Annotated in this window: 4 protein-coding genes and 1 pseudogene; 2 read left to right on the top strand and 3 right to left on the bottom strand. The window is 68.4% G+C overall.

Translation table 11 applies throughout. The features are described from left to right. A pseudogene (locus VS93_RS29940) lies at window positions 1-685 on the top strand (hypothetical protein); the annotation flags it as partial. Here VS93_RS29940 and VS93_RS25950 read toward each other — a convergent pair. The 3 genes from VS93_RS25950 to VS93_RS25960 all read right to left on the bottom strand — a co-directional run bounded on the left by VS93_RS25950 (window position 642) and on the right by VS93_RS25960 (window position 3,203). Next, window positions 642-1,400 (bottom strand): coiled-coil domain-containing protein, encoded by a 759-nt coding sequence (locus VS93_RS25950; RefSeq protein ID WP_338022806.1) that lies wholly within the window; start codon window positions 1,398-1,400, stop codon window positions 642-644. The pseudogene VS93_RS29940 and the gene VS93_RS25950 overlap by 44 nt on opposite strands. 403 nt (window positions 1,401-1,803) lie before the next feature. Then, window positions 1,804-2,358, bottom strand: coding sequence for a peptide deformylase (def, locus tag VS93_RS25955; protein WP_046472476.1), 555 nt, complete (start codon window positions 2,356-2,358; stop codon window positions 1,804-1,806). 35 nt (window positions 2,359-2,393) lie between these two features. Next, a complete protein-coding gene (locus VS93_RS25960; protein ID WP_046472477.1) occupies window positions 2,394-3,203 on the bottom strand; it encodes a nucleotidyltransferase domain-containing protein in 810 nt (269 codons plus the stop codon). Between the two features lie 980 nt (window positions 3,204-4,183). Here VS93_RS25960 and VS93_RS25965 point away from each other — a divergent pair. Next, complete coding sequence (locus VS93_RS25965) at window positions 4,184-4,864, top strand: sirohydrochlorin chelatase (protein WP_046472478.1); 681 nt, start codon at window positions 4,184-4,186, stop codon at window positions 4,862-4,864. Window positions 4,865-4,991: the final 127 nt, after the last annotated feature.

Consider the following 4,991-nt stretch of genomic DNA (forward strand, 5'->3'; position numbering starts at 1 on the left):
CGGGGCGGCCGCGGCCCCGGCGCGCGAGGGCGGCCGCGCCTGGGCGGTCCTCGCCGGCCCTCTTACGGCCATGCTGGTGGCCGCGATCGCCTCCAGCGCGATCGTCACCTTTCTCGCCATCCCCCTGGACCGGGTCCCATGGGTCGCCGCTCTCGCCCTGCTCGGTTACGGAGTCCTGATGGTCCTGGGGCGATGGGGCGCCGGAATGCTGAGCGACCGGCACGGTCGCGCTGTGCTGCTCGTCCCGGGCATGCTGAGCGCGGGGATCGGCATGGCACTGGCGGCATGGGCCGTCTGGCCGGCACACGTCGGCTGGAGTGGGCCCGAAGCGGCAGGGGCCACGCTGATCATCGCCGGTGCCGCGCTGTTCGGGGCCGGATTCGGCGCCGTGCAGAACGACACCATCGTGCTGATGTTCCACCGCGCCGGCCCTGCCGGCTACGGCAGGGCCAGCGCGGTGTGGAACATCAGCTACGACGCCGGAACGGGGATCGGCGCGCTGGTCCTCGGCACCACACTGCGGTACCTCGGCTACGGCTGGGGATTCGCGCTCACCGCGGCCGCCGTAGCGGCCTGCCTTCCCGTGGCGCTGGCCCTGACCGGGAACGGCCGGGCCGCGGCGGCGGGCACGCCCCGGCGCGTCAGAACGACGACACGTGCACGTGGTCGAAGTGGTTCTGGGTGATGCTGCCCCGGTCCTCCATCTGCTTCCAGCCGGCGCCCGGGTTGCGGACGTCCCAGATCCGCTGCTCCCAGATGACGTACTTGACGCCCAACCGATCGGCGTTCGCCTGGGCGTATTCGGCGATCTGCTGGCCGAGCTGCTGGTTCTCCGACGTCGGGTGGCCGCCGTCGTTGCTCATCATGAAGTCGCAGGCCTGGCCGGTGCCGTGGTCGTCGGCGCTGGGGCGCACGCAGCCGACGGGGAAGGGGGCACCGAACTCCTGGATGATCTCGTCGCGGATCGCGGCCATGCGCGGGGTGGCACCGTCGAAGCCCCCGCCCTTGGCGGATGCGGGCACGGTGCCGTCACCGGGGGTTTCGGGGATCTGCTCGGCCTCGTAGCGCTCGATCTTCTCGAGGACCTCTTCGCGCTGCTCCTCGATATCGTCGACGAGCTCCTTGGCCTCGACGAGCTTGGCGTCGGCCTTCTCACTGGCCTCCTCGCGCTCCTTCTTGAGCTCGGTGAGACTGAGCAGGCGCTCGCCGTTGGTGCGTGAGACGTGGCCGGCCACCGCTGCGTCGTCGAGCATGTCCTCGGGCGAGCTGCTCATGACGACCTCCATGGCGGGGTCGAGGCCGGTGCCCTTGTACTGCACCGCGGCGAGCCGCGCGACCTCCTCCTGGGAGTTCTTCAACTGCTTGTCGACGTCCGCGAGGTTCTTGTCGGCCTTTTCCACCGCCTTCTTGGCATCGGTGTACTGGGGGAGTTCCCCCTGGTACTCCTCCTCCAGGCGTCGGCGCGCTCGTTGAGTTCTTCGATGTCGACTTCTTCCTCGTCCTCGGGCTGGGCGTAGGCCGCCGGCGTGGAGAGGAGGAGGGCGGTCGCCGCGGCGAGTCCCGCGAAGAGGGAGGTCGGAGTACGCGGGCGACCGCGCGGGGGTCTGGCGAATGGGTTCACTGTTAGCTGCTCCGTGGACGGATCTGTGGCCTCGCTCAGGCCGAGGGAAACGGTTCCCGTTTCGAGGGGGTCTCGAAGGGGGCTATGGGACCCGTGGGCCACGTGATGCTTCAGCAGACCATACGAGATCGTGCCGTTATCTGCCTAGTGATCCTACGGATAAATCGGCATGGTGGGGTCGCTCACAAAAGGCCGCCGAAAACGCTCGGAAGCTTCACCGCGTCGCGCTCGGGGGGCTTCTCGGTCAGGAACCAGGAAGAGCGCCGGACCTCCCGCATGGCCGTGCGGCGGTTGTCGCGGTCCAGCCGGTCGAGGTAGAGCATGCCGTCGAGGTGGTCGGTCTCGTGCTGCAGGCAGCGGGCCATCAGCCCGGAGCCGAGCAGCGTGATGGGCTCGTTGCGTAGGTCGACCCCGGTGACGACCGCGTGCTGCGCCCGCTTCGCGGGGTACCAGAGCCCGGGGACCGACAGGCAGCCCTCCTCACCCTCCTGCACCTCCTCCGACAGTTCCGCGATCTCGGGGTTGATGACGTACCCGATCCGGCCGTCGACGTTGTAGCTGAACACGCGCAGCCCCACACCGATCTGCGGGGCGGCCACCCCGGCGTGCCCGGGCTCGTCCACGGTGTCCTTCAGGTCGCGGACCAGCGCTTCGGTGTGCCGGTTGAATGTGGTGACGGGGGCCGTCCGTGTCACGAGGACGGGCTCGCCGAAGAGGACGATGGAGCGCTTGGTCATGACCCTCAGATTAGTCGGACGCCGGACGGCGCCGGTCAGGCCGTGCGGGGGGTGAGGGCGTCGTCGAGCACCATCTCGATGAAGTCGAGCGCGGCGCGGCGGCGGGCAAGGGCACTCTCGTACAGCGACGGCATGCTGGTGTCGCGGCGCACCCGCAGGCACTCGTTGACGATCTTCTGCCAGCGCTCGGGGAAGGCGTGCAGCGCGTAGCGCCCGGCCCCCGACTTCGAGGTGATCTCGCCCGTGCACAGAGTGAAGTGCAGCCGGCTCACGCTGAGCACGCTCCACGACGGGGCGAGCGAGCCCAGTGCGGCCAGGCCGCGCGGCGTCACCAGACGGCCGGCCTTGGCCCGCCAGCGGCGCCAGTGCTCGTCGAGGTTGCCGAAGGACCAGGCACGCAGGCTCTCGCGTTCGTCCCAGACGTTCAGTTCCACCGGGAGGGGGCCGCGGACCGTGACGCCTCGCTGGGCGAGCACGTGCCAGGTGACCGGATTGACGTCGGCGCTGGCCTTGTTCCGGAAGCGTCCGCCCAGCACGGACACCACCGGTCCGCACGCCAGGGGGTCCTCGGCGAGGTCCTCCCATAGCACGTGGATCCCGTTGAACTGCGGCCGGGGGACGAGCGAGCGGGTCCGGGAGTGCGCCCGCCGCAGCGCGTCGCGGTCGGAGCCGGTAAGGCGCCGTGCGGTGACGACCACGAAGTCGACGTCGCTGGCGTGCGGACGGAAGTCGCCAAGGGCGACCGAACCGGTCAGGTACAGCCCTTCGACCATGCCGGGCGCCTCACTGTCCACACTATGCAGGAATGCTTCGGCCAGGGTCTGTACTCGTGGGTGTACAGCCATGCGGTCTCCAGTCTGATCCTGTGAGGGGCGGGATCGGATTGTGAGCCTAGCCGACGCCGCCGGCCCCGTCCGAAAGTGCGGTACAGGGCTTGACCTGCGGTCTCACACTCGGCCATGGAGGGCGTCGTATCGTTTCCTCCTCGGGAGAGGAGTTCACCTCTATATGTACCCAAGTCTGAGATGGATGGCGGCCGATAGCAAGTACTAACGCCGGATCGCCGCCTTGTCCGCGCATGTCACAGGGTGTATCGGAGTGAATCCCCGGGGGTTTTCGGTCCGCCGCGATGAGGAGGGCGGCGCGTCCCCTCGTTGGGGCGGGGGCGGAAAAGCGGGTGCGGGGAGTCCTGCCGCCCCGCCCGGGCAGCGATCACATCAGTGCCGGAACCGCTCGCGGATACCTTTCCGTCCCGCTTCCCCGGGAACGGGCGATGGTCGCGCCCCAAGGAAGCGCCACGAGAATGCAAATGCACGGGCATTCTTCGTTCCATAATGCGGATTCGCCGCGTGATGTTTATCTCAATGGCGCGAGTGGGTATTCCATTGGTCTCGCCGGTGTATGCCGGTGCGGTTGCTTTTTCTCGGTGCGGCCGAGTTCTCCAGTGAGGTCCAGAATGGCACCCCGCCGAGTCGGAGTTCAATCACGGGTATCATTGTCCGGATGCTCGGTGTTGCCGCGAGGTAGGAATGTGGAGTGAGTGATGAGTGTAGCGGCGTTCTTTCGAGAAAGATGGCGAGCGTCACATCACACCAGCCTCGTGAGCTTATGAACTGGGTGCACCGGTGACGCGTCAGAGCCTTTCCCGCCAGCCACGATCCAGGGTCGTCGTATTCTGATCTGCTTCTCGGCGTTCGGTTGACCACCCTTCGTGATTCATCTTCGTTTGCAAGCGCGTAACACGAGGTCATGCGAGTGAAATCGCCGGTCCATAGAGTCGGCTGTGCCGGGCCGGCGCTCTCGAAATGTCAAAAAGGAGACGGATATGGTCCCGACGATGGTGCTTGTGGCAGACGATTCGCGTGACGCGCGCCGCAAGGAGGCCCTCCATGGCCTCGCCGGTGCGGTCGCCGATCGCGGTGAGGTTCCTGTGGTTCCGGTGTTCGGCTCCAGCTCGGAGGTGAACGACACGGTACGGACCATCGAGGGACCGATCGCTGTGGTTCCCGCTTTCGTGGCCGGAGGCGACCTCGCCAGCGCCGAGATGTTCGCCGGGCTCGACCTGAACGGCCGGGTCGACGCCTGCTCGACGACGCCTCTCGGTGCTGTGCCCTCGATCGTCGCCGATCTGGCGAACCGGCTGCTGGATTCCGGATGGCGGAAGGGCGACGGGGTCGTCCTGGCCGCTGACGGAGGCAACGACCAGGGGGAGCGACAGGTGGTGGCGGACGTCGTGCGGATGCTGAGCCGCCGGCTGGGCTCACCGGTCCAGATCGGCTACCTCAACGGGTGGGCCCCCACAGTGGCCGACGCCGTGGACCGGCTGTGCCGCAATCGGCAGGCCCGAGTGTCGGTCGCGGCCTGGCGGCTCCTCGAAGGCGCCGATGATGGGCGGTTGCGCAGCCTCGGAGCCGCTTCGGTCACCTCTCCGCTGTGGCCTTCGGAGCTCGTCGTGGACACCCTGCTCGCCCAGCACCGCGCGGCCAAAGCCCGGCTGGCCGCCTGAACAGACTCCTGGAACGGCTGTGATCGCTATGAGGACCGGCAGAGCGGTGCGGTGCACGCCAAGACGCGGCCCCTGCGTCTGCGGTCGCGGTCGCCGCCGGCGCAGGGCCGGGCGGGCGGTGGCCGGG

It is taken from the genome of Allosalinactinospora lopnorensis (genome assembly GCF_000981225.1).
Classification (GTDB): Bacteria; Actinomycetota; Actinomycetes; order Streptosporangiales; family Streptosporangiaceae; genus Allosalinactinospora; species Allosalinactinospora lopnorensis.

Coding starts and splice junctions, on each gene's coding strand:
- def (WP_046472476.1), bottom strand. CDS start 2,358: ATGACCAAGCGCTCCATCGTCCTCTTCGGCGAGCCCGTCCTCGTGACA.
- VS93_RS25965 (WP_046472478.1), top strand. CDS start 4,184: ATGGTCCCGACGATGGTGCTTGTGGCAGACGATTCGCGTGACGCGCGC.
- VS93_RS25960 (WP_046472477.1), bottom strand. CDS start 3,203: ATGGCTGTACACCCACGAGTACAGACCCTGGCCGAAGCATTCCTGCAT.